This window comes from Thermoflexus sp. (genome assembly GCF_040289485.1).
Classification (GTDB): Bacteria; Chloroflexota; Anaerolineae; order Thermoflexales; family Thermoflexaceae; genus Thermoflexus.
Map to the genome: position 1 here is coordinate 9,821 of NZ_PSLG01000054.1, position 4,755 is coordinate 14,575.

At 72.1% G+C, this 4,755-nt stretch carries 4 protein-coding genes; all 4 read right to left on the reverse strand.

Annotation, left to right across the window (positions count from 1 at the left end):
• On the reverse strand, nt 1-1,154 hold a 1,154-nt coding region (locus C4313_RS09105), incomplete at its 3' end, for a cation-translocating P-type ATPase (RefSeq protein WP_352429549.1).
• A gap of 222 nt (nt 1,155-1,376) precedes the next feature.
• Nucleotides 1,377-2,366, reverse strand: a complete 990-nt coding sequence (locus tag C4313_RS09110) for a metallophosphoesterase family protein (RefSeq protein ID WP_352429550.1) — start codon at nt 2,364-2,366, stop codon at nt 1,377-1,379.
• A 36-nt stretch (nt 2,367-2,402) separates the two neighbouring features.
• A complete protein-coding gene (locus C4313_RS09115) occupies nt 2,403-3,575 on the reverse strand; it encodes a M28 family metallopeptidase (protein WP_352429551.1) in 1,173 nt (390 codons plus the stop codon).
• Nucleotides 3,566-4,755 (reverse strand): aldehyde ferredoxin oxidoreductase family protein (locus C4313_RS09120; RefSeq protein WP_352429552.1); only part of this gene is annotated, 1,190 nt, incomplete at its 5' end. The genes C4313_RS09120 and C4313_RS09115, both read right to left, overlap by 10 nt.

Below are 4,755 nucleotides of genomic sequence, written 5' to 3' on the forward strand. Positions count from 1 at the left end.
AACCGCCGCAGCGGCTCCGAGGGCGGCGTCGGGACGCCCGCCAGGAGGAACGCGCCCTCCGGCGCGTAGCCGGCCCCCGTGACTTCCCAGGTCTGTCCGCATAGGAAGATCCTCCGCACCGTCATCTCGTTCTTGGTCAGGGTGCCTGTCTTGTCCGTGCCGATGACCGTGGTGCTGCCCAGGGTCTCCACGGCGGGGAGGCGGCGCACCAGGGCGTTGCGCCGCACCATGCGCTGCACCCCCAGGGCCAGGGAGATGGTGACCACCGCCGGCAGGGCCTCGGGCACCACCGCCACGGCCAGGGCCAGGCCGAACAGGAGCATCTCCAGCCACGGTTGGCCCCGGATTAGGCCCAGGGCCACGATGAGGGCCACCACCCCCAGGGCGGCGCGGGCCAGGGCGTGGCCCACCCGATCCAGATTCTCCTGCAGCGGCGTCCGCCCCGTCTCGATGGTCTGCAGCATCCCGGCGATGCGCCCGAACTCGGTGCGCATCCCGGTGGCCACCACGATCCCTTTCCCCCGCCCGTAGGTCACCACCGTCCCCGCGTAGGCCATGTTCCGCCGGTCCCCCAGGGGGATCTCCGGCACGGGGATGGGGTCCGTGTGCTTCTCCACCGGGACCGACTCCCCGGTCAGGACCGCCTCGTCGATCCGGAGGTGGACAGCCTCGAGGAGCCGGAGGTCGGCTGGCACCCGATCGCCGGTGTGCAGGACCACCACATCGCCGGGGACCAGTTCCCGGGCGGGGACTTCCTGGGGTTCCCCCTCCCGGAGGACGGTGGCGGTGGGGGCGGCGAGCCGGCGCAGGGCCTCCAGGGCCCGCTCGGCGCGGTATTCCTGGAGGAAGCCCAGCAGCACGGCGAAGAGGACGATGACGATAATGACCACCGCCTCCGTCCCGTGCCCCAGGACAATCGAGAGGGCGGTGGCCGCCAGGAGGATGAGCACCAGCACGTTCCGGAACTGGGCCAGGAGGATCGCCCACGGCGAGATCCGGCGGGCGGCCTCCAGTTCGTTGGGCCCGTAGACCCGGCGACGCCGGGCGGCCTCTGCGGGGGAGAGCCCGCGGGGATCCGCCTCCAGGGCGGCGAGGACCTCCGCGATGGAAAGGACATGCCACGGCTGAGAAAGCATCCCTCCCGTCTGGGCCATCCAGAACCTCCCGGCACGCTTGGGTGTTCAGGAAACAAAAAGACCTTCCGCGGATGTCCGGCCGGGCGGGGTGGTCCCTCGCCCTGGGCATCGGCGGAAGGTCTCGCAAGCCCGGATCCGGGCCGGCGGGACCGGGAAGGGCGCCAGAGCGCCGCTCCCGTGCTGACGGCCCCGCCACCGGGCCTTCAGCCCGGTCGCTACTCCCCTTCGGGCGCTTCCAGTTTACCGGAGCGGGGGAGGTTCGTCAACGAAGTCCCCTCCCGGGGGCAGCGCCCGGGCGTTCCGGGCCGCCTGGGTGAGGACGCGGCGGTCGATCTCCTTCCCGTCCACCGTGATGAACCGGAAAACCAGGGTCGTGGCGTCGGCCTCGACCCACAGGGCCCCGTGCCGGGCCCAGTAGCGGACCTGGCTGCCGGGGACCGGGGTGCGGAACGGGTAACGGGCCGGATGGCCCCCCAGGCCGTTGACGAAGTAGACGATCCCATCCCGCTCGATGCGCTCATAACTGTGGTCGTGGCCGGCCAGGACGGCGTGGGCCCCCCAGCGGGCGAAGGGCCACTGCAGGGCCGGGGTGGAGCCGTGAAGGCCGGAGGAGTAAGGCGGGTGATGGAGGACCACCAGCCGCCACGGGGCGTCGGAGGCCTGCAGGCGCTCCCGCAGCCACCGGGCCTGTCGCGAGTCCGCGGTGATCCCATCGGGCTCCCGCGGATCGCTATCCAGGATGAACAGGTGGACCGGCCCCCAGCGCACGTCGTAATACCGCTCGTTCCCGGGCAGGGTGAAGTAATCCCGGAAGGGGCGGGCGCCGGGGCTCTCCCAGTCGTGGTTCCCCAGGGCTGGGAAAAAGCGGTTGCGGTCGGCCCCCGGCCCGTAGCGCCCCCGATAGGGCGCGATGAACCCGTGGTAATACGGGCCGATGTTCCCGTCGATGGTCGCCGCCTCGCCGCGGGGGTAGTTGTTGTCGCCGGTGGTGACGATGAAATCCGGCGCCCAGCCCCGCACCAGCGCTGCCACCGCCGCCGCCGCCGGACCCGCCTGTCCGTAGTCCCCGATCACCGCGAAGCGGACCCGTTCGGTCGCCGGGGCCGGCGTAGGCGAGGGTCGTGGGGTCGGAGAAAGGGTTCGTGCGGGCGAGGTCACGGCCCCGGCGGCCGAGAACGCCACGGGGGCGCAAGCAGCCAGGAGGAGGAGCCCCAGCCCCCACCGCCGCACCCCAGAAACGCCTCCTGCCCCCATCGCCAGGCCCTCTCACCGGTCCGGCGCCCGGTCGATGGCGGCCAGCAGGGCCCATACGAAGGCCTCGGTCCGGGCCAGGACGTCCGGGTCCAGGTTCTCCAGGACGTCCGAGGGCTGGTGCCAGTGGGGGAGCACCCCGTCCGGCCGAAGGTTCACCAGGGAGAGAACCCGCCAGCCGGCTCGCGCGGCCGGTGCCCCGTCCGTATACGCGCCCCGGAAGTTCGGCCAGCGATAGGCGCCCAGTTCGGGCCGCTCCCGGGCGACCCGCTCCGCCAGGGCCAGCAGGGCCGGATCGCTCCGGAAGGGCACCAGCATCGTCTCCTGGACCAGAAAACAGGGGCCGCTCCCGGGCCCCCCCACCGTGTCCAGGACGATGAAGAAGGGGCGGCCCAGGTCGGCGTGGCGACGGACGAAGTCCGCCGCTCCATAGGCACCGACCTCCTCGCAGCCGGTGCACAGGGCCCACACCTCGGTCTGTTCCAGGGGCTCCCGACGGAGCCGTTCCGCCAGGGCCAGCACCAGGCCGGCACCCGTGGCGTTGTCGTTGGCTCCCGGTGTGTAGGGGGTGAGATCCGCCTGGACCGCCATGGCGAAGACGGCGGCGAGCAGGAGGGCTGGGAGGGCCGCCGGGCCGCCCCAGGCCAGGTTCCCGGTGACGGCGCCGAGCAGGAACAGCAGCCCCATCCCGACGGCCCCAGGGAGCCCCCAGGTCACCAAGGCCCGGTAGATCCTCAGCGCCTGCAGGGAGGAGAACGCCCAGGGCGTGCGGTGGGTATCCAGATGGCCGCACAGGATCACCCGCCGCCGGGCCGGGCCGGCCGGCGGCAGGACCGCGTAGACGTTCTGGCTCCAGCCCTTTGGGACCAGCAGGCGCAGCGGGTTGGGGGTGAAGGTGAGTTCCAGGGCGGTGCAGGCCACCAGGAAGAAGACCCCCAGGGCGGCGAGCCAGCGCCCGGCCGGCCCGCCGAGGAAGAAGAGCGGGAGCATCAGCAGCATCCCCCCGGTGGCGACGGCGAAGGGGCGCCACGCGGAGGTGGCGCTGCGGAACCGCTCCACCCGGGGCTCCAGCCCCAGGTCCTGGAAGACGCGGGCGGCGTATTCCGCCGCCGCTCGCTCCTGGGCCGTGGTGCTGCCGCGGGGCCCCAGGGTCCCCGCGAGGTAAGCCACGTGGTCCATCACCGGCATCGGCCCCGCTCCGAGAACGGCATGGTCAGCCCTCCAGCAGCCAGCCGAGGCCCAGGGCTCGCAGCCGCTCCGCGGATCTTCTCCGCATCGAGGCTGTAGGGCGGCCGCGGGTCGGTGAGGCCCAGCCGGGCCAAACGACTGAGGTAGAGGTCCGAGGCCCCCTCTTCATACATCGGGTCGTGCTCGCTGGACTGATGGTCGGCGCCGAAGGGGTTGACGGCGTAGATCAGGCCCAGGGAGCGCTTGGCCTGGGGCATGTGGGCCGGCGCCTCCTGGCCTTTCACCGTGATGAGGAACTCGTGGCCCTTCCCGAGGCGGTCGGCGGCGCGGGCCGAGCCCTCGGCCAGCACATCCCCGATCCCCTCCCGCCGCAGGATCATCTCCAGCAGGCGCAGCATCGCCGCGGCGTCGCCGAAGCGCAGCGGGAAGCCGATCTCGGCTTCAGTGAGGACGCCGTTCTCGAAGCATTCCATGGCCCACGCGATGGTGGCCCCGCAAGAGATGGTGTCCACGCCATACTGGTTACATAACTGGTTGGCCAGGGCGATGGCCTCCAGGTCGTCGATGCCGCAGTAGGAGCCGAAGGTGGCGATGGTCTCATATTCCGGCCCCCCGTAGCGGGGATCCACCCGGCGCCCGTTCCACTCCGCCTCCACCACCCGCTTGCAGCGGACGACGCATGCGTAACAGGTGTCGCGGTCCTTCAGGATGGTCTCGGCCATCCGCTCGCCGGTGATCCGCTCGAAGCCCTCGAACTGCCCGGCGGTGTAGTTGCGGGTGGGGAGGGTGCCCGCCATCTGCTGCCAGGCCACCACGCTGGCGGTCCCGTAGAGGGCCAGGCCCTGGACGTCGGGGTTGCTCTCGATGGGGCGGGCGTCCCATTGGGCCAGGGCGGCCAGGGCCTTCGGATCGGCCACCGCCACCTTGTGGCGGCCCCGGACGGCGATGGCTTTCAGGTTCTTGGAGCCCATCACCGCCCCCATCCCGGTGCGGCCGTGGGCCCGGTTGGCCATGTGGATGATGGCGGCGAAGCGGACCCGTCGCTCGCCCGCCGGGCCGATCTGGGCGACCTCGATCTGGTCGTCCCCCAATTCCTCGTAAAGGATCTCCTCGACCTCCCCGGTGGTGCGGCCCCACAGGTGGGCGGCGTCCCGCAGCTCCGCCTCCCCGTCGTGGATCC